The organism is Jannaschia sp. R86511, from assembly GCF_042466345.1.
In the GTDB taxonomy this organism is placed as follows: Bacteria; Actinomycetota; Actinomycetes; order Actinomycetales; family JBBAYJ01; genus Aquipuribacter.
Genome location: NZ_JAXHCD010000001.1, coordinates 2,958,568 through 2,977,384, shown reverse-complemented (window position 1 = coordinate 2,977,384; position 18,817 = coordinate 2,958,568). Strand labels below are relative to the sequence as shown.

Here is an 18,817-nt window from a genome sequence, read left to right as displayed (position 1 = left end):
GGTGCTCCGGTGCCCGTCTACGACTACGACCCGCCCCGGCGATTCGTCGTCGGCACCGTCGGCGACCCCGGGCAGCGGACCTTCTTCCTGCAGGCCAGCGACCGTGGCCGCGTCACCTCGGTGGCCGTGGAGAAGGCCCAGGTGCAGGTGCTGGCCCAGCGGATCGACGAGCTGCTCGACCTCGTCGTCAGCCGTAGCGGCGGCACGGCGCCCGTGCCCGCCCTCGCGCCGGACGGCAGCGTCGACACCGACCCGCTGACCACCCCCATCGAGGAGGACTTCCGGGTCGGCATCATGAGCCTGGCCTGGGACTCCGACCGGGACCGGGTCGTCATCGAGGCCCTGCAGGTGACCGAGACGGAGGGCGTCAGCGACCCGGCCGAGGCCGTCGAGGCCGACCCCACCCTCGGCATGCTCCGGGTCAGCCTGGACGGGGCCGCCGCCCGCGCGTTCGTCGTCCGGGCCGAGGCCGTCGTGCAGGCCGGCCGGCCCTCGTGCCCGTTCTGCGGGGACCCGCTGGACCCGCAGGGGCACGTCTGCCCGCGCGCCAACGGCTACCGCCGCTGACACTGGTCGCGTGAGCCCCGGTCGCACCAGCCCCCGACGTCCGGCCACGGACCCGGCCCCCGACCCGCGCCCGGCCGACCCCCGCCTGGCCGACCCCGCCGCCATGGCCGTCGTGCTGATGAACGGCGCGGTCGAGGTGGTGGGTCGGCTGGTGCAGGCGTCCAACGCCACCCTGCTGGTCGAGGTGTCCCTGGACGGGCTCGCCACACGCGCGGTCTACAAGCCGGTGCGCGGTGAGCGCCCGCTGTGGGACTTCCCGCACGGCACCCTGGCCGACCGCGAGGTGGCCACGTACCTGCTGTGCGACGCGGCCGGCTGGGACACGGTGCCGCTGACCGTCCCGCGCCCGGACGGACCGTTCGGGCCCGGCAGCGTCCAGCTGTGGGTGGAGGAGACCGACGGCGAGCCGCTGGTGGACGTCGTCGAGCCGACGGCCCTGGGCGAGGGCTGGTTGACGGTGCTGGAGGCGGAGTCCGCCGCGGGCGACCCGCTGCTGCTCGTGCACCGCGACGACCCCCGGCTGCGGCGGATGGCCCTGCTGGACGCGGTGGCCAACAACGCCGACCGCAAGGGCGGGCACGTGCTGCGCGGGCCGGTCGGTCAGGTGCGCGGGGTCGACCACGGCCTGACCTTCAACACCGACGACAAGCTGCGCACCGTGCTGTGGGGCTGGGCGGGCGAGCCGTTGCAGGCGGGGGAGCGGGCCGAGCTGGCGCACCTGGCCGACGCCCTGGCCGACGGGGCCCCGCTCAGCGACATGCTGGAGCGGCTGCTGCGCCTGGACGAGCTCGACCGCACCCGGGAGCGGGTGGCCGAGCTGCTCGACGCCGGGGTCATGCCCGAGCCGTCGGGCGGCTGGCCGTCCATCCCGTGGCCCGCGATCTGAGCCCGGTCCCGGTGGCCGGACCGACCCGGCCGTCGTCGTAGGCTGCCCGCCGTGAAGTCCTGGCCGGAGCCGTCCATCCCGCACCTGCCCGGCACCGGTGACGAGGTCCGCCTGTTCGACACCTCGCTGCAGCGGGTCGTCGACGTGCCCGTCTCGGGCGGGGCCGGCATGTACGTCTGCGGGATCACCCCCTACGACGCCGCCCACCTGGGCCACGCGGCCACCTACGTCGCCTTCGACCTGCTGCACCGCGCCTGGCTCGACTCCGGCCACCGGGTCCGGTACGTGCAGAACGTCACCGACGTCGACGACCCCCTGCTGGAGCGGGCCACCGCGACGGGGGTCGACTGGCGCGACCTGGCCCACAGCCAGACCGAGGTGTTCCGCGACGACATGGCGGCCCTGGCCGTCATCCCGCCGCACGCGTTCGTCGGCGTCACCGAGGTCGTCGCCGAGGTCGGGGCCCTGGTCAGCCGGCTGGAGGAGGCCGGTGCCGCCTACCGGCTGCCCGTCGAGGGCAGCGACACCCACGACGTCTACTTCGACGTGGCGGCCGTGGCCGACCTGGGGGCGGTGTCCGGCCTGGACCGCGAGCACATGCTGCGCCTGGCGGCGGAGCGCGGCGGCGACCCCGACCGGGCCGGCAAGCGCGATGCGCTGGACCCGCTGCTGTGGCGCGGCCGCCGCGAGGGCGAGCCGTCCTGGCCCGCCGACGGCCTGCCGGACGGGCGGCCCGGCTGGCACGTGGAGTGCGTCGCCATCGCCCTGGCCGAGCTGGGCCACGGGTTCGCGGTGCAGGGCGGCGGGTCGGACCTGGCCTTCCCCCACCACGAGATGGGCGCCGCCCACAGCCACGCCCTCGGCCTGCGCCCGTACGCCCGGACCTACGCCCACACCGGCATGGTGGGGCTGGACGGCGAGAAGATGAGCAAGTCCAAGGGCAACCTGGAGTTCGTCCACCGGCTGACCGCCGCCGGGGTGCCCGCCCACGTCGTCCGGCTCGCCCTGCTGTCCCACCACTACCGCAGCGACTGGACGTGGCGCGCGGCCGAGGTCGAGTCCGCCGCCGCCCGCGCCGACCGCTGGCGCTCGGCCGTCTCGCGCGAGGGCGGCCCCGAGGCGGGGTCGACCCTGGCCGCGGTCCGCGCCGCGCTGGCCGACGACCTGGACGCCCCGACCGCCCTGCGGGCCGTGGACGACTGGTGCACCCGGCAAGAGGCCGGCGAGCACGCCGAGCCCCACGACCTCGGCGCCCCGGGCCTCGTGTCCCGCGCCGTCGACGCCCTGCTGGGCGTCCGGCTCTAGCCCGCCCGGCGGGCCGTGGGCGCGGGTTCGGCGCGCTCCACAGGGCCCACAGGGTCGACGAGGACGTGGATCAAGGCGTCGTCGATCGAGCCGGCCCGGAGCCCGGTCGACAGGGGCGAGGATCAAGGCGTCGTCGATCGAGCCGGCCCGGGGCCCGGTCGACGGGGGCGTGGATCAAGGCGTCGTCGATCGGGCTCGCTGCGACCGGACGCCGGGCCGCGCCGGGCCGCTAGCGGGGCTCAGCGCTCCCGGCGGCGCAGGTACTTCTCGAACTCCCGGGCGATGGCCTCGCCGGAGGCCTCGGGCAGGTCGGCGGTGTCGCGCGCCTGCTCCAGCTGCTCGACGTACTCGGCGATCTCCTCGTCGTCGGCGGCCAGCTCGTCGACCCCGCGCTGCCACGCCTCGGCCTCCTCGCCGAGGTCGGCGGACGGGCTGGCGAGGCCCGTCAGGTCCTCCAGCCGGCTCAGCAGGGCCAGGCTCGCCTTGGGGTTGGGCGGCTGGGCCACGTAGTGCGGCACGGCGGCCCACAGCGACACCCCGCCGACGCCCAGCCGGGCCGCCTCGTGCTGCAGCACGCCCACGATGCCGGTCGGGCCCTCGTAGGTCGACACCTCCAGGCCCCAGCGCTCGGCGGTGGCCACGTCCTGCGTGGTCACGCTCACCGGGATGGGCCGGGTGTGGGGCACGTCGGTCAGCAGCGCGGCCAGCGTGAACACGCGCTGCACGCCGTGGGCGGCGGCCAGGGCCAGGATCTCGCCGCAGAACGAGCGCCAGCGGGTGGACGGCTCCGTGCCGTCGACCAGCAGCACCGTCCGGCCGTGGACCTCGGCGCGCAGCACCCGGGTGCCCGGCCACACCAGCTCACGGGAGCCGTCCTCCCCGATGACCGCCTCGGGCCGGTTGACCTGGAAGTCGTAGTACGGCTCCGGGTCCAGCTCGGCCAGCACGTCGGCCCCCCAGGACTCGGCCAGGTGGGTGACGGCGTCGCTCGCGCTGTCGGCGGCGTCGTTCCAGCCGCGGAACGCCGCCACGAGCAGCGGTGCGCCCGCCGCGCCGGCGGGGCCGTCACCGTCGGGGTGGGCCCTGCCGCCTGCTGGGTCGTCCGTCATGTCACCTCCTGGGTTCCTCGGACCGGCGGCAAGCCTACGCACCTACACTCGCGGCCATGACCTCGCGCGCCGCCTCGCTGGTCGAGGCCCTGGCCACCCGGGTGGTCGTCGCCGACGGGGCGATGGGCACCATGCTCCAGGCGGCCGACCCGTCCCTGGAGGACATGCAGGGCCACGAGGGCTGCAACGAGGTCCTCAACGTCACCCGCCCCGACATCGTGCGCTCGGTCCACGACGCCTACTTCGAGGCCGGCTCCGACCTGGTGGAGACCAACACGTTCGGGGCCAACGTCGGCAACCTCGGCGAGTACGGCATCGAGCACCGGGTCCGCGAGCTGGCCGAGGCCGGCGCCCGGATCGCCCGGGAGGCGGCCGAGGCGTGGTCGACCCCGGCGAGGCCGCGCTGGGTGATCGGGTCGATCGGGCCGGGCACCAAGCTGCCCAGCCTGGGCCACGCCACCTACGCCTCGCTGCGCGACGGGTACGCCGAGCAGGTCGCGGGCATGCTGGCCGGCGGGGTCGACCTGCTGCTGGTCGAGACCGTCCAGGACCTGCTGCAGGCCAAGGCCGCGGTCGTGGGCGCCCGCCGCGCCATGACCGAGGCCGGGCTCAGCCTGCCGGTCTACGTCCAGGTCACGGTCGAGACCACCGGCACCATGCTGCTGGGCAGCGAGACGCCCGCCGCGCTCACGGTGCTGCGGGGGCTGCGGGTGGACGGGGTCGGGCTCAACTGCGCCACGGGCCCCGCCGAGATGGGCGAGCACCTGCGCCACCTGTCCCGCCACGCCGACACGGGCCTGTCGGTGATGCCCAACGCCGGCCTGCCGGTGCTGTCCAAGGGCGGGGCGCACTACCCGCTCACGCCGACCGAGCTCGCCGACGCCCACGAGCAGTTCACCGCCGAGCTCGGCTTCGCCCTGGTCGGCGGCTGCTGCGGCACCACCCCGGAGCACGTCGCCGCCGTCGTCGACCGGGTCGGGGGACGCACCCCCGCGCGTCGGCGGCCCCGCCCCGAGCCGGGCGTGGCCAGCCTGTACACCCACGTGCCGTTCAAGCAGGACGTCAGCTACCTGTCGATCGGGGAGCGCACCAACGCCAACGGCTCCAAGGCGTTCCGCGAGGCCATGCTGGAGTCCCGCTGGGACGACCTGGTCGACATCGCCCGCGGCCAGACCCGCGACGGCGCCCACCTGCTGGACGTCTGCGTCGACTACGTCGGCCGGGACGGCGTCGGCGACGTCACCGAGGTCGTCGGCCGACTGGCCACCGCCTCCACCCTGCCCCTGGTCATCGACTCCACCGAGCCGGAGGTCGTCGAGCGGGGCCTGGAGCTGTCCGGCGGGCGCGGTGTGGTCAACAGCGTCAACTACGAGGACGGCGACGGCCCGGGCAGCCGGTTCGCCCGCGTGATGCCCGTGGTCGTCGAGCACGGGGCGGCGGTCGTGGCGCTGACCATCGACGAGACCGGCCAGGCCCGCACCGCCGAGCACAAGGTGGCCATCGCCGAGCGGCTCATCACCGCGCTCACCCAGGACTGGGGGATGCGCGAGGAGGACATCGTCGTCGACACCCTGACCTTCCCGATCGGGACCGGTCAGGAGGAGACGCGTCGCGACGCGGTGGAGACGCTGGAGGCGATCCGCGTCCTCAAGCAGCGCCACCCCACCGTCAACACCACCCTGGGCGTGTCCAACGTGAGCTTCGGGCTCAGCCCGGCCACCCGCGTCGTGCTCAACTCGGTGTTCCTGCACGAGGCGGTCAAGGCGGGCCTGGACTCCGCCATCGTCCACGCGGCCCGGATCGTCCCGCTGTCCCGGATCCCCGCCGAGCAGCTCGACGTGGCGATGGACCTGATCCACGACCGGCGCCGGCCCGGCTACGACCCGTTGGAGAAGCTGCTGGAGGTGTTCTCCGGCGTCGACACCGCGGGCGTCAAGGCCGAGCGGCAGGCGGAGCTGCTGGCCCTGCCGCTGGGCGAGCGGCTGGCCCGGCGCATCGTCGACGGCGAGCGCAACGGCCTGGAGGCCGACCTCGACGAGGCCATCGCGGGCGGGCAGAGCGCGCTGGACATCATCAACGACAACCTGCTGGCCGGGATGAAGGTCGTCGGCGAGCTGTTCGGCAAGGGCGAGATGCAGCTGCCCTTCGTGCTGACCTCCGCCGAGGTGATGAAGACGGCCGTGGCGCACCTGGAGCCCCACATCGAGAAGACCGACGACGACGGCCGCGGCACCATCGTGCTGGCCACCGTCAAGGGCGACGTGCACGACATCGGCAAGAACCTCGTCGACATCATCCTGACCAACAACGGCTACACCGTGGTCAACATCGGCATCAAGCAGCCGGTGTCGGAGATCCTGCGCGCCGCCACCGAGCACCGGGCCGACGCGGTCGGCATGTCCGGGCTGCTGGTCAAGAGCACCGTGGTCATGAAGGAGAACCTCGAGGAGATGAACTCCCGGGGGATCGCCGCCGACATGCCCGTCCTGCTGGGCGGCGCGGCGCTGACCCGGGCCTACGTCGAGGGCGACCTGGCGGAGATCTACCAGGGCGAGGTCCGCTACGCCCGCGACGCGTTCGAGGGCCTGCGGCTGATGGACGCGATCATGCAGGTCAAGCGCGGGGAGCGGGAGGCGCTGCCCGCGCTGCGGGCCCGCCGGGTCAAGCAGCGCCCGGCCGCGCTGGTCGAGGCCGAGAAGGACGCGCCGACCGGTCGCAGCGACGTCGACCCGGACGCGCCCGTGCCCACCCCGCCGTTCTGGGGCACGCGCGTGGTCAAGGGCATCCCGCTGGCCGAGTACGTCGGCTACCTGGACGAGCGCGCCACGTTCCTGGGCCAGTGGGGCCTGCGCGGCTCGCGGGCCGACGGCGGCCCGTCCTACGAGGAGCTGGTGGAGACCGAGGGCCGACCCCGGCTGCGGCACTGGCTGGACCGCGTCCGGACCGACGGCGTGCTCGAGGCGGCCGTGGTCTACGGCTACGTCCCGGTCTGGTCCGAGGGCGACGACCTGTGCGTCCTGGCCGGCCCGGACTCCGAGGAGGTCGTGGCCCGCTGGACCTTCCCGCGCCAGCGCCGCGACCGCCGGCTGTGCCTGGCCGACTTCCACAAGTCGCGCGAGTGGGTGCAGGCCAACGGCCGGCCCGACGTGCTCGGTCTGCAGCTGGTGACGATGGGCTCGCAGGTCGCCACAGTGACCGCCGAGCTGTTCGAGCGCGACGCCTACCGCGACTACCTGGAGCTGCACGGGCTGTCCGTGCAGCTGACCGAGGCGCTGGCCGAGCGCTGGCACGCCCGGATCCGCGAGGAGCTGGACGTCGTCGCCGAGGACGCGCCCGACATCGACGGCATCCTGGGCCAGGGCTACCGCGGCTCGCGCTACTCCTTCGGCTACCCGGCCTGCCCGGACCTGGAGCACCGCAGGGACCTGGTCCGGCTGCTGGAGCCGCAGCGGATCGGCGTGGACCTGTCGGAGGAGCTGCAGCTGCACCCCGAGCAGTCCACCGACGCCATCGTCGTCCACCACCCCGAGGCCAAGTACTTCAACGCGACCTGAGCGTCCATCCCAACGGCACCCGATCCGACAGGAGCCCCGTGAGCCCGAGCACCACCCGCGACGCCCTGCCCGCCGCCGTCCTGTGGGACATGGACGGCACCCTGGTCGACACCGAGCCCTACTGGATCGAGGCCGAGACCGAGCTGGTCACCGCGCACGGGGGCACCTGGACCCACGAGGACGGCCTGGCCCTGGTGGGCAACGCCCTGCCGGTCAGCGGCCAGATCCTGGTCGAGCGCAGCGGGATCGACCTGACCTCGGAGCAGGTGGTGGACGCGCTGCTGGAGCGCATGGTGGTCCGGGTGAGAGAGGACCCGCCGTTCCGCGCCGGCGCGCGCGAGCTGCTGGAGGCCTGCGCGGCCGCCGGGGTCCCGCAGGCGCTGGTGACCATGTCGTACGCCAACCTCGCCGGGGCGATCGTGGACGCGCTGCCCGCGGGCACGTTCGCCACCGTGGTCACCGGGGACGCCGTCACCCACGGCAAGCCCCACCCCGAGCCGTACCTGACCGCGGCGGAACGCCTGGGCGTCGACCCGGGCCGGTGCGTGGCCATCGAGGACTCCCCGCCCGGCGTCGCCTCGGCCGAGGCGGCCGGGTGCCGGGTGCTGGCCGTCCCGCTGCACGTGGCGATCCCCGCCAAGGTCGGCCGCAGCCGGCTGCCGGGCTTCGAGGGCCTGGACGTCCAGATGCTCGGCCGGCTGGCCTCCGGCTCGGTGGTCGACCTCGTCCGCTGAGTTCCACGGGGCGGTGCGGATGACTCCGCAAACCGGACCGTCCGCGCGATTCGTGATGGAACCGTGACGCCTGCCTCACAAAATTTGCGCCCGGAGGTCGTAGGTTCGCACGATCCGACCCGCCCCACGGGTCGCACCTACAGGGGAGTCACATGCGGTCAACAACCAAGCGCGGCCTCAGGGTCGCGGCGGTCACAGCTGCCGCCGCCCTGGCCCTCAGCGCCTGCGGCGGCGACACCGCCAGCACCGACGAGGAGTCCGGCGCGGCCGGCGGGGACGGTTCCGCCTCCGACGCGACGTTCGTGTTCGGCGCCAGCGCCGACCCGGTCATCCTGGACGGCGCCTACGTCAGCGACGGCGAGTCGCTGCGGGTCATCCGGTCCATCTTCGAGGGCCTGGTCACCACCGAGGAGGGCGGCACCGAGATCGTGCCGCAGCTCGCCGAGGAGTGGACGCCCAGCGAGGACGGCCTGGAGTGGGTCTTCGACCTGCGCGAGGGCGTGACCTTCCACGACGGCGAGGCCTTCGACGCCGAGGCGGTCTGCTTCAACTTCGACCGCTGGTACAACTTCACCGGCATCCAGCAGGCCAGCAACGTGTCGTACTACTGGTCGACCGTCATGGGCGGCTTCGCCGAGAACGAGGACCCGGCCGCGCCGGAGAGCCTGTACTCCTCCTGCGAGGCGACCGACGAGCTGACCGCGACCATCACCCTGACGCGGCCGTCGTCGACGTTCCTGTCGGCGCTGTCGCTGCCCGCGTTCAGCATCGGCAGCCCGGCCGCGCTGGAGGAGTTCGGCGCCGACGAGATCACCGGCAGCGGTGAGGAGCCCCAGTTCACGGGCACCTACGGCACCGAGAACCCCACGGGCACCGGCCCGTTCCGGTTCGTCTCCTGGGAGCGCGGCAACCAGCTGGTGCTGGAGCGCAACGACGACTACTGGGGCCAGACGGCCGACATCCAGAACCTCGTCTTCCGGCCCATCGCCGACGGCCCCGCCCGGGCGCAGGAGCTGCAGTCCGGCGGCATCGACGCCTACGACCTGGTCGACCCGGCCGACGTCGACGTCCTGGAGTCCGAGGGCTACACGATCCTGCGTCGTCCGGCGTTCACCGTGGGCTACATCGGCTTCAACCAGGCCGCGCCGCCGCTGGACAACCTGCAGATCCGGCAGGCCATCGCGCACGCGATCGACCGCGAGAACATCATCTCGACCAACTACCCGGAGGGCTCGTCGGTCCCGACGCAGTTCATGCCGGAGTCGCTGTTCGGCTACGCGGACGACGTGACGACCTACGAGTACGACCCGGAGCGCGCCCGCGAGCTCATCGCGGAGTCCGGCGTCACCGACCTCACGCTCGAGTTTCTGGTACCCGACCGAGGTCTCCCGGCCCTACATGCCGGACCCCGCCGCCAACTTCCAGCTGATGGCGGCCGACCTCGAGGAGGTCGGGTTCACCGTCGAGGCGACCGGCGCCCCCTGGACGCCGGACTTCCTGGACGCCGCCCAGAGCGGTGGCGCCCCGATCTACCTGCTCGGCTGGACGGGCGACTTCGGCGACCCGGACAACTTCCTGGGCACGTTCTTCCAGGGCCCCGACCCCGCCTGGGGCTTCGAGGACCAGGCCATCTTCGACCTGCTCGACCAGGCCGAGGCCGAGACCGACGTCGACGCCCGCACGGCCCTGTACGAGGACGCCAACCGGCAGATCATGGACCTGCTGCCGGGCCTGCCCTACGCCACCACCGAGGCGGCGCTCGCGCTGCGTCCGGGTATCGAGGGCTTCACGCCCAGCCCGGTCTCCAACGAGGTGTTCAACCTGCTGACGGTCTCCGACAGCTGACCTGATCCACCCGCCTGCGTGGGCGGCGGTCACCGACCGCCGCCCACGCAGGCACGTCACCACCCCCCACGCCCCCCAACAGACGAGGACCCCCGGTGCTCCGTTTCGTCGTGCGGCGCCTGCTGCTGCTGGTGCCGATCCTGCTCGGGCTCAGCCTGCTGCTGTTCACCTGGGTGCGCGCCCTGCCGGGCGGGCCCGCGCAGGCCCTGCTGGGGGAGCGGGCCACCCCGGAGGCGGTCGCCGAGCTCGAGCGGCTGTACGGCTTCGACCGGCCGGTCATCGAGCAGTACTTCGCCTACATGGGCCGGGTCCTGCAGGGTGACCTGGGGGTGTCGACGACGACCCGGCAGCCGGTCACCGAGGAGCTGGTCCGACTGTTCCCGGCCACCATCGAGCTGGCCTCCTTCGCCCTGCTGCTGGCGGTCGGCCTCGGCATCCCGCTCGGCTACGTCGCCGCGCGCCGTCACCTGACCTGGGTGGACTCCACCGCCGTGCTGGCCTCGCTGATCGGCGTGACGATCCCGGTGTTCTTCCTCGGGTTCATCCTCAAGTACGTCTTCTCCGTGCAGCTGGGCTGGTTGCCGTCGTCCGGCCGGCAGGACCCGAGGCTGTTCTCCGAGCACCCCACCGGGTTCTTCGTCCTGGACGGGTTCCTGGTCGGCCGCCCCGACGCGGCCTGGGACGCGTTCCTGCACCTGATCCTGCCGGCGGCCGCGCTGGCGACGATCCCGCTGGCGATCATCGCCCGCATCACCCGGGCCAGCGTGCTCGACGTGGTCAACGAGGACTACGTCCGCACCGCCGACGCCAAGGGCCTGTCGCGGGCGACCATCCGCGGCCGGCACGTGCTGCGCAACGCCCTGCTGCCGGTGGTCACGGTGATCGGCCTGCAGATCGGCCTGCTGCTGTCCGGGGCGGTGCTCACCGAGACGGTGTTCGCGTTCCCCGGGGTCGGCTCGTTCCTGGTCGACGCCATCACCAACCGCGACTTCGCCGTGGTCCAGGGGTTCATCCTGGTGATCGCGGTGATCATCGTCGTCGTCAACCTGCTCGTCGACATCTCCTACGGCCTGATCGACCCGCGGGTCCGGGCCTCGACCATGACGCAGGCCCCGACCGCTTCCAACGTAGGTGCAGGTGTCTGAGCCCATGCGACCCCACGACCCCACCGAGCCCGCCCGGGACGAGGCGACGTCCACCGACGCCGCGGTCCCCGGCGCCCCCGGCAGCGCCGAGGCGCTGGCCTCGCGCACCGCGACCGAGCTGCCCCCCGGCGAGGCGGGCACGTCGCTCGGTCGCGAGGCCGTCCGCCGCGTGGTCCGCGACCCGCTGGCCCTGTTCGGCGCGTTCCTCGTGCTCACCTTCGTCGTGGTGGCCGCCTTCGCCCCGTGGATCGCGCCGTACTCGCCGACCACCCCGGTCGGCAGCGTGACCCCGACCAACATCCCCGGCCCGTCGGCCGAGCACTGGTTCGGCCTGGACAACCTGGGCCGGGACGAGTTCAGCCGAGTCGTCTACGGCGCCCGGCAGTCCCTGCTCGTCGGCGTGGTGTCCCTGCTCCTGGGCGCGACCGTCGGCATCTCGATCGGCCTGCTGGCCGGGGCGTTCGGCGGCTGGGTCGACACGCTCGTCATGCGGGTCACCGACATCATGCTGTCCATCCCGGGCCTGCTGTTCGCGATCGGCATCGCCGCGGTCCTGGGCCGCTCGCTGCTGTCGGTGATGATCGCCATCGCGGTGGTCAACGTGCCGATCTTCGTCCGGCTGCTGCGCGGGTCGATGCTGGCCCAGCGCAACAGCGACTACGTGGTGGCCGTGCGCAGCCTGGGGGTGCGCGACCGGCAGGTGGTGCTCGGCCACGTGCTGCCCAACAGCCTGTCGCCCGTCATCGTCCAGGGCACGCTGACCCTGGCCACGGCCATCGTCGACGCGGCCGCGCTGGCCTTCCTCGGCCTGTCGGGCGAGAACCCCGCCATCCCGGAGTGGGGACGGATGCTGGCGGAGACCCAGCGGTTCCTGGCCTCGGCCCCGCACCTGGCGTTCTTCCCCGGTGCGGCCATCGTGCTCGCCGCGCTCGGCTTCACCCTGCTGGGCGAGTCCATGCGCGAGGCCCTCGACCCCAAGTACCGGAGGTGAGCGGCGTGACCACCACCCCCGTCACGGGCCACGCCGGCGGCCGACGTCCGTCGGGCGACGGGCCCCTGCTGCAGGTCCGTGACCTGTCCGTCCGGTTCACCCGCAAGGGCCGCGCGCCCGTCACCGCCGTCGACAGCGTCAGCTTCGAGGTCGCGGCCGGGCGCAGCGTCGGCATCGTGGGGGAGTCCGGCTCCGGCAAGTCCGTGACGTCCCTGGCGATCATGGGCCTGCTGCCCAAGCGGGGCGTCGACGTCGCCGGCAGCGTCACCTTCGACGGCGAGCAGCTGCTGGGGATGTCCGACGACCGGCGCCGCTCGCTGCGCGGGGCCGAGATGGCCATGGTGTTCCAGGACCCGATGTCCTCGCTCAACCCGGTCGTGCCGATCGGGGTGCAGGTCACCGAGGTGCTGCGCCGCCACCGCGACATGAACAAGGCCGAGGCCCGCGACGAGGCCGTCGACCTGCTGCGACGCGTCGGCATCCCCGAGGCCCAGCGCCGGCTCAAGGACTACCCGCACCAGCTGTCCGGCGGCATGCGGCAGCGGGCGCTCATCGCGATCGCCCTGGCCTGCTCGCCGCGGCTGCTGGTGGCCGACGAGCCCACGACCGCCCTGGACGTGACCATCCAGGCGCAGATCCTGGACCTGCTGCGCGGCCTGGTGGCCGAGACCGGAACGGCGCTGGTCCTCATCACCCACGACCTGGGCGTGGTCGCCGGCATGTGCGACGACGTCCACGTGATGTACGGCGGGCGGCTGGTGGAGTCCGCGGACCGCCACGAGCTGTTCGCCCGGCCCGAGCACCCGTACACCCACGGCCTGCTGGCCTCGGTGCCGCGCCTGGACTCGCCCCGAGGCGAGCCGCTGACGCCCATCCCGGGCTCGCCCACCCTGACCCGGCCGTGGAGCACGGGCTGCGCGTTCGAGCCGCGGTGCACCCGCGCCCAGCCGGACTGCCTCGGTTCTGCCCCGGCGATGGAGGCCCAGCACGGTCACGCCGTGCGCTGCCTGTACCCGTACGGGGCGCCCGGGCCCGCGTCCGTCGTCGACCCGAACGGGGAGCGAGCATGACCGTCACCTCCGAGACCACCGACGCCGGGGGCCGGGCGCAGGACGTCCTGCTGTCCGTGCAGGACGTCGCCGTGCACTTCCCGATCACCAAGGGGATCATCCGCGACCGGGTGGTCGGCCACGTCAAGGCCGTCGACGGCGTCTCGCTCGACGTCCGGCGCGGCAGCACGTACGGCCTGGTGGGGGAGTCCGGCTGCGGCAAGAGCACGCTGGGCCGGGCCGTCCTGCGCCTGCTCACCCCGTCGCGGGGACAGGTGTGGTTCGACGGCACCGACGTCGCCACCCTCAAGGGCGAGCAGCTGCGCCGGGCCCGGTCCCGGATGCAGATGATCTTCCAGGACCCGATGTCCAGCCTGGACCCGCGCCAGTCGGTGGAGGCCGCACTGGCCGAGCCGATGCGCGCCCACGGCGTCGACCCGGGCGCCGGCGGGTTCGGCGCCAAGGTCAAGGAGCTGCTCAACCAGGTCGGCATGCCCGCCTCGGCCGCGTCACGGTTCCCGCACGAGTTCTCCGGCGGGCAGCGCCAGCGCATCGGCATCGCCCGCGCCGTCGCGCTGCGCCCGGAGCTGGTCGTGGCCGACGAACCCGTGTCGGCCCTGGACGTGTCGGTGCAGGCGCAGGTGGTCAACCTGCTCGAGGAGCTGCAGGACTCCCTGGGCCTGACCTACGTGGTCATCGCCCACGACCTGGCCGTGGTCCGGCACGTGTCCGACGTGGTCGGCGTGATGTACCTGGGCGGCCTGGTCGAGGAGGCCGACAGCGACACCCTGTACGACGCGCCGATGCACCCGTACACCCTGGCCCTGATGTCGGCCATCCCCGTGCCGGACCCGGTGATCGAGGCCACCCGCGAGCGGATCCTGCTGACCGGCGACCTGCCGAGCCCGGCCGACCCGCCGACGGGCTGCCGGTTCTCCACCCGCTGCCCGTGGGTGCAGCCCGGCCGCTGCACCACCGAGCGCCCCGCGCTGCGCGAGGTCGCCCCGGGGCACAAGGTGGCCTGCCACTACGCGGAGGAGATCAAGGCGGGACGAGTCAGGCGCGCCGCCTGAGTCCGAGCCCGGGTCGATCGATTGCGCCTTGATCAGAGCGGTTGTCGACGGGATCCGGCCCGAGCCGATCGACAGCGCCTTGATCACAGCGGTTGTCGACCCGATCCGGCCTGATCCGATCGATACCGCCTTGATCCCGGCGGTTGACGACGTGGAGTCGGTACCTCTCAGTGGTCGTGGGGGCGGTCCACCCGCGCCACCACGGCGTAGAGCGGGTCGCCCCACGACCGGGGCGAGGTCCGCAGCGACACCTCGGGCTCGGTGAACCCGCCGGCCCGGCGCAGGTACTCCGCGACGACGGCGCACCGGCCCTCGTCGTCGGTGGCCAGCCAGCCGTGCACCGCCTTGGTCGGGAAGCACCGGTTGGAGAACGTCAGCGCGACGACGCCACCGGGCCGCAGCACCCGCGCCGCCTCACGCAGCACCTCGACGGGGCGCGTCAGGTAGTCGACCGACACGCAGCAGACCACCGCGTCGAACGTCGCGCCGTCGAACGGCAGGGCCGGGTCGACGTTCAGGTCGCGGACGACCCGGGTGGTGGCGGCCTCGTTGGCGGCCAGCTCGACCTCGTTCATCCCCAGCACGGTCAGCTCCGCCGGCGGGGTCCGGAAGTGAGACACCCACGACGACATCAGGTCGAGCACGTGCCGGGGCTCCGGAGCGGACCCGTCGATACCGAGCTCGGCGTACAACGCCCCCACCGCGGCGATCGCTCCGTCGTCGATGTGGGTGACGAGCCGGGGCGGGGCGTAGAAGCGGTCGTCCGGCGTGGGGTCGTCCCGGTCGAAGAAGCCGGGCGGGAAGCCGTGGTCGTCGGAGTTCGGCACGAAGCAAGTCTGCGGGCGCGGGGCGTCGGCCGCGCGAGGAGGTCCTGCCTCCCGCGACACCGAGGGCACACGGCCCCGAGGAACCTCAGTCTGTTCTTCCCCCTGCGACGACCAGGCGGACCCGCTCGTCCAGAGGCGGCCAACGCCGGTCTCCCGTCAGCACGGCGTCCGCGTCGTCCACGTCTGCGGTTGCCAGTACCAGGGCGTCAGGCAGACGCAGACCGGGGTGCCGAGCCCGGCGGGCCGCGGCGGCCACAGCGACGCGCTCGTCGAGCGGTCGGACCGGGCCGAAGGCGTCCAGAACCAGCGTCCGCACCCGGTCGACGTCCTCGTCGGCGACTGCGCCGACGAGCACCTCGGCCAGGACGCTCGCCGGGAGGACGAAGTCGGCCTTGTCGTCGCGTGCAGCCGAGACGGCCAGCGCCGCTGCCGTGTGGAGGGCGTCAGCGGGGTCGAGCAAGGCGATGACGACGCTCGCGTCCAGGACTACCGCTCCCATTCGTCCCGCAGTCGCTGGAGGTCGACCCGTTCGGACAACCCTGGCGCCGCGCCGATCAACGCGGTCAGTGGGTCAGCCGTGGCGGTGAGCAGAAGTCGACCCCGCCCGTCGACCGTCACCTCGAGCTCGTCGCCCACGTCCAGCCCGGCCGCACGGAGGCTGTCCACGGGCAGGGTCACCTGGTTCTTCGAGGAGACGCGGGTCAGTCCCCGGCGACGCTTTACCCGAGCACGCATGAGTAAAGGATGCGTCTCGGCCTAGTTCCCTGTCCAGACCTCGGGACCACGCCGCACCCGTCACACCCGCGACACAGTCTCTTGCCAGACTGCGACCATGCGCACAGCCGAGGACCCCACGGCCCCCACCCCCGACGAGACCGACGGCGGCGGTCGCGACGACGACGTCGCGCGGTTCGCCGCCGGCGTCTCGTCCACCACCCAGCACACGGCGCTGCGGGCGTCGGTCCGTCAGCTGGCGACCCTGCTCGGCGAGGCGCTGACCCGCCACGAGGGCCCGGAGCTGCTGGCCCTGGTCGAGCAGGTCCGCAAGATGGCCCGTGAGCCCGACGACGGCGCGCTGCACGAGCTGCTGGCCGGGGTGGACGACGCGACGGCCGTCGTCCTGGCCCGGGCGTTCACCGGCTACTTCCAGCTGGTCAACGTCACCGAGCAGCTTCACCGCTGGCGCGAGGTCACCACCGACACCGCCGGCCCGCTGTCGGCCACGGTGTCCCGGATCGGTGCGGCGGTGGAGGCGGGGACCGTCGAGGCGGACCTGGTCCGCGACGTGATGAACCGGATCGAGTACCGGCCGGTCTTCACGGCCCACCCGACCGAGGCCAGCCGACGCACCGTCCTGCGGCTGCTGCAGCGCATCGCGGGCATCGTCGACGCGGCCGAGGACCCGCGCCGCACCCCCGCCCAGGCCGACCAGCAGGAGCGCCGCCTGGCCGAGCTGGTGGACCTGCTCTGGCAGACCGACGAGCTGCGCATCGCCAAGCCGGACCCCAAGGACGAGGCCCGCACGGCGATGTACTACCTGACCTCCATCGCCGCGGACGTGGTGCCGGACCTGATGGAGGAGCTGGACCGCCAGCTCGGCGGCATCGGCGTGGAGCTGCCCGCCGACGCCCGCCCGCTGCGCTTCGGCAGCTGGGCCGGCGGCGACCGGGACGGCAACCCCAACGTCACCCCCGAGGTCACGGTCGAGGTGCTGGCCCTGCAGCACGACGCCGGCTTGCGCGAGCTGATCCGCCAGGTCGAGGACGCCCTGACCGAGATGTCGTCGTCCAGCCGGGTCGTCACCGCCTCGGACGCCCTGGTCGCGTCGCTGGAGGCCGACGCCGAGGCGCTGCCGATCACGCACTCCCGGATCGCCCGGCTCAACTCCGAGGAGCCCTACCGGCTCAAGCTGAGCTTCGTCCGGGTCCGGCTGCAGCGGACCCGCGAGCGGCTGCTCGAGGGCACCCCGCACGAGCCCGGCCGCGACTACCTGGGCCTGGACGAGCTGCTCGCCGACCTCGTCCTGGTCCGCGACTCCATGCTGGCCGGGGGCGACAAGCTGACCGGCGACGGCGTCATCCTGCGCCTGATCCGCACCGCGACCGCGATGAGCATGGGCCTGGCCACCCTCGACGTGCGCGAGCACAGCGGCAAGCACCACGCCGCCCTCGCCGAGCTGTACGACCGCCTCGGCGAGCTCGAGACCCCCTACGGCGACCTGGACCGCAAGGAGCGCATCACGCTGCTGTCGCGCGAGATGGCCGGCCGTCGCCCGATCGTCGGGCAGGGCAACGTAGCCGAGGACGGCCCGGCCGCCGCCTCGCTCGGGCTGCTCACGACCATCCGCACCGTCCTCGACGCCTACGGCCCGGACGTGGTGGAGACCTACATCGTGTCGATGACCCACGACGTCGACGACATCTTCGCCGTGGTGGTTCTCGCCCGGGAGGTCGGCCTGGTCGACCTGGGCTCGGACACCGAGCCCGCCACGTCGCGCATCGGCTTCGCCCCGCTGTTCGAGACCGTGGCCGAGCTCGAGATCGCCGGTGACCTGCTCGACGCCCTGCTGAGCGACCCGTCCTACCGGCGGGTGGTGACCGCCCGCGGCGACCTGCAGGAGATCATGCTCGGCTACTCCGACTCCTCCAAGGACGCCGGGATCGCGGCCTCGCAGTGGCAGATCCAGCGCGCCCAGCGGTCGCTGCGCGACGTCGCCGCGAGGCACGGCGTCCGGCTGCGGCTGTTCCACGGCCGCGGCGGGTCGGTCGGTCGCGGCGGCGGCCCGACGGCCGAGGCCATCCTCAGCCAGCCCTGGGGCAGCCTCGACGGGCCCATCAAGATCACCGAGCAGGGCGAGGTCATCTCCGACAAGTACATCCTGTCCGGCCTGGGCCGGTGGAACCTGGAGAGCGCCCTGGCCGCGGTGGTCGAGGCGTCGGTGCTGCACCGCGGGCCGAGCCTGCCGCAGGACGTCCTCGACGGGTGGGACGCGACGATGGACCGGGTCGCCCGGGCCGGTCAGGACGCCTACCGGGCCGTGGTCCGCGACGACGCGCTGGTCCCGTTCTTCGTCTCGGCCACCCCGGTCGAGGAGCTCGGCAAGATGAACATCGGCTCCCGGCCCTCCAAGCGCCCCGGCGGCCCCGGTGGCCTGGACGACCTGCGCGCCATCCCGTGGGTGTTCGGCTGGACCCAGTCCCGGATGATCCTGCCCGGCTGGTTCGGCGTCGGCAGCGGCCTGGCCGCGGCCCGGGAGGACGGGCGCGCCGACGACCTGCGCGCGATGTACGCCGAGTGGAAGTTCTTCCGGACGTTCCTGTCCAACGTGCAGATGTCGCTGGCCAAGACCGACCTGGACATCGCCGCCCGCTACGTCAAGGAGCTCGTCCCCGGGGACGCGGCCGGGCTGTTCGACGCGATCCGCGCCGAGCACGAGCGGACCGTCACCGAGGTGCTGGCAGTGACGGGCCAGTCGCAGCTGCTGGAGTCCGCCCCGGTGCTGCGGCAGACCCTCGAGCTGCGCGACGCCTACCTGGCGCCCCTGCACGCCATGCAGGTGTCCCTGCTGGCCCGGGCGCGGGCCCTGCCGGAGGACGCCGAGGTGCCCGCCGAGCTCCAGCGGGCGCTGCTGCTCACGATCAACGGCATCGCCGCCGGCCTGCGCAACACCGGCTGACCCCCGCCCGCCGAGAAGGCCGGATCGTCACCCGCAGCGGACCGCGGCGTGACCAT

The 18,817-nt window shown here is 73.5% G+C and carries 15 protein-coding genes and 1 pseudogene; 12 read left to right on the top strand and 4 right to left on the bottom strand.

The window, feature by feature from the left end; translation table 11 throughout:
• The first annotated feature begins 9 nt into the window (after positions 1–9).
• The 3 genes from SJY06_RS13980 to mshC are packed head-to-tail and all read left to right on the top strand — an operon-like array spanning position 10 to position 2,758.
• Complete coding sequence (locus SJY06_RS13980; protein WP_380168149.1) at positions 10–567, top strand: DUF3090 domain-containing protein; 558 nt, start codon at positions 10–12, stop codon at positions 565–567.
• A 10-nt stretch (positions 568–577) separates the two neighbouring features.
• Positions 578–1,453 carry an SCO1664 family protein gene (locus tag SJY06_RS13975; RefSeq protein WP_380168148.1) on the top strand — a complete coding sequence of 292 codons (876 nt, stop codon included), beginning with the start codon at positions 578–580 and terminating at the stop codon, positions 1,451–1,453.
• A gap of 51 nt (positions 1,454–1,504) precedes the next feature.
• Positions 1,505–2,758, top strand: a complete 1,254-nt coding sequence (mshC, locus tag SJY06_RS13970) for a cysteine--1-D-myo-inosityl 2-amino-2-deoxy-alpha-D-glucopyranoside ligase (protein ID WP_380168147.1) — start codon at positions 1,505–1,507, stop codon at positions 2,756–2,758.
• A 239-nt stretch (positions 2,759–2,997) separates the two neighbouring features.
• Here mshC and SJY06_RS13965 read toward each other — a convergent pair whose 3' ends face one another.
• Positions 2,998–3,867 carry a PAC2 family protein gene (locus tag SJY06_RS13965; protein ID WP_380168146.1) on the bottom strand — a complete coding sequence of 290 codons (870 nt, stop codon included), beginning with the start codon at positions 3,865–3,867 and terminating at the stop codon, positions 2,998–3,000.
• A gap of 56 nt (positions 3,868–3,923) precedes the next feature.
• Between SJY06_RS13965 and metH the strand changes: the two genes are divergently transcribed.
• From metH to SJY06_RS13925, 8 genes and pseudogenes are all read left to right on the top strand, one after another.
• Positions 3,924–7,421, top strand: coding sequence for a methionine synthase (gene metH / locus SJY06_RS13960; RefSeq protein ID WP_380168145.1), 3,498 nt, complete (start codon positions 3,924–3,926; stop codon positions 7,419–7,421).
• A 38-nt stretch (positions 7,422–7,459) separates the two neighbouring features.
• Positions 7,460–8,155 carry an HAD family hydrolase gene (locus SJY06_RS13955; protein ID WP_380168144.1) on the top strand — a complete coding sequence of 232 codons (696 nt, stop codon included), beginning with the start codon at positions 7,460–7,462 and terminating at the stop codon, positions 8,153–8,155.
• Positions 8,156–8,307: 152 nt separating this feature from the next.
• Positions 8,308–9,501: pseudogene (locus SJY06_RS13950) on the top strand (ABC transporter substrate-binding protein); the annotation flags it as partial.
• 52 nt (positions 9,502–9,553) lie between these two features.
• Complete coding sequence (locus SJY06_RS13945; protein WP_380169714.1) at positions 9,554–10,000, top strand: ABC transporter substrate-binding protein; 447 nt, start codon at positions 9,554–9,556, stop codon at positions 9,998–10,000.
• Positions 10,001–10,095: 95 nt separating this feature from the next.
• Positions 10,096–11,145, top strand: a complete 1,050-nt coding sequence (locus SJY06_RS13940; protein ID WP_380168143.1) for an ABC transporter permease — start codon at positions 10,096–10,098, stop codon at positions 11,143–11,145.
• Complete coding sequence (locus tag SJY06_RS13935; protein ID WP_380168142.1) at positions 11,138–12,136, top strand: ABC transporter permease; 999 nt, start codon at positions 11,138–11,140, stop codon at positions 12,134–12,136. Before SJY06_RS13940 ends, SJY06_RS13935 begins: the two co-directional genes overlap by 8 nt.
• A 5-nt stretch (positions 12,137–12,141) precedes the next feature.
• Positions 12,142–13,206: an ABC transporter ATP-binding protein gene (locus SJY06_RS13930; RefSeq protein WP_380168141.1), complete on the top strand. Its 1,065-nt coding sequence runs from the start codon at positions 12,142–12,144 to the stop codon at positions 13,204–13,206.
• Positions 13,203–14,258: an ABC transporter ATP-binding protein gene (locus tag SJY06_RS13925; protein ID WP_380168140.1), complete on the top strand. Its 1,056-nt coding sequence runs from the start codon at positions 13,203–13,205 to the stop codon at positions 14,256–14,258. The genes SJY06_RS13930 and SJY06_RS13925 overlap by 4 nt, the downstream gene beginning before the upstream one ends.
• 167 nt (positions 14,259–14,425) lie before the next feature.
• Here SJY06_RS13925 and SJY06_RS13920 read toward each other — a convergent pair whose 3' ends face one another.
• The 3 genes from SJY06_RS13920 to SJY06_RS13910 all read right to left on the bottom strand — a co-directional run bounded on the left by SJY06_RS13920 (position 14,426) and on the right by SJY06_RS13910 (position 15,820).
• Entirely contained in the window at positions 14,426–15,085 is a 660-nt protein-coding gene (locus SJY06_RS13920) for a class I SAM-dependent methyltransferase (RefSeq protein WP_380168139.1), read from the bottom strand.
• 85 nt (positions 15,086–15,170) lie between these two features.
• The gene (locus SJY06_RS13915) at positions 15,171–15,584 is read right to left on the bottom strand and encodes a PIN domain-containing protein (protein ID WP_380168138.1); all 414 of its coding nucleotides are present in this window, start codon (positions 15,582–15,584) and stop codon (positions 15,171–15,173) included.
• Positions 15,572–15,820 (bottom strand): AbrB/MazE/SpoVT family DNA-binding domain-containing protein, encoded by a 249-nt coding sequence (locus SJY06_RS13910; protein WP_380168137.1) that lies wholly within the window; start codon positions 15,818–15,820, stop codon positions 15,572–15,574. Before SJY06_RS13910 ends, SJY06_RS13915 begins: the two co-directional genes overlap by 13 nt.
• 97 nt (positions 15,821–15,917) lie before the next feature.
• On the opposite strand from SJY06_RS13910, the gene ppc reads away from it, so the two are divergent.
• The gene (gene ppc, locus SJY06_RS13905) at positions 15,918–18,761 is read left to right on the top strand and encodes a phosphoenolpyruvate carboxylase (RefSeq protein ID WP_380168136.1); all 2,844 of its coding nucleotides are present in this window, start codon (positions 15,918–15,920) and stop codon (positions 18,759–18,761) included.
• Positions 18,762–18,817: the final 56 nt, after the last annotated feature.

Coding starts and splice junctions, on each gene's coding strand:
- SJY06_RS13925 (WP_380168140.1), top strand. CDS start 13,203: ATGACCGTCACCTCCGAGACCACCGACGCCGGGGGCCGGGCGCAGGAC.
- SJY06_RS13910 (WP_380168137.1), bottom strand. CDS start 15,820: ATGCGTGCTCGGGTAAAGCGTCGCCGGGGACTGACCCGCGTCTCCTCG.
- SJY06_RS13945 (WP_380169714.1), top strand. CDS start 9,554: ATGCCGGACCCCGCCGCCAACTTCCAGCTGATGGCGGCCGACCTCGAG.
- SJY06_RS13915 (WP_380168138.1), bottom strand. CDS start 15,584: ATGGGAGCGGTAGTCCTGGACGCGAGCGTCGTCATCGCCTTGCTCGAC.
- metH (WP_380168145.1), top strand. CDS start 3,924: ATGACCTCGCGCGCCGCCTCGCTGGTCGAGGCCCTGGCCACCCGGGTG.
- ppc (WP_380168136.1), top strand. CDS start 15,918: ATGCGCACAGCCGAGGACCCCACGGCCCCCACCCCCGACGAGACCGAC.
- SJY06_RS13965 (WP_380168146.1), bottom strand. CDS start 3,867: ATGACGGACGACCCAGCAGGCGGCAGGGCCCACCCCGACGGTGACGGC.